This is a genomic window from Pseudomonas sp. SIMBA_068 (assembly GCF_046534705.1).
GTDB lineage: Bacteria > Pseudomonadota > Gammaproteobacteria > Pseudomonadales > Pseudomonadaceae > Aquipseudomonas > Aquipseudomonas putida.
Genome location: NZ_JAWRYI010001397.1, coordinates 1 through 243, shown reverse-complemented (window position 1 = coordinate 243; position 243 = coordinate 1). Strand labels below are relative to the sequence as shown.

Sequence of the window (243 nt, the reverse complement as noted above, 5' to 3'; positions counted from 1 at the left end):
CGTTCCTGCTCTTCCGGCGTCGAAAAGTTGCGGTTAAAGTCGAGACCACATTCACCAATCGCCACCACTTCTGGCTGCGCGGCCAGCTCAATAATCGCTTCTTCAGTCGCAGCTTGCCACTGGCTGCTGTCGTGAGGATGTACGCCCGCCGTTGACCAACAGGACGAATACTGACGCGCCAGCTTTTGCGCCTGCTGGCTTTCACGCAGGTTAGTGCCGGTGATGAGTAGCCCATTAACTCCC

At 57.2% G+C, this 243-nt stretch carries 1 protein-coding gene; it reads right to left on the bottom strand.

The annotated features are described in order from the left end of the window. The coding region (locus SB756_RS34205; RefSeq protein WP_410913772.1) for a TatD family hydrolase at positions 1–243 on the bottom strand (243 nt) is incomplete at both ends.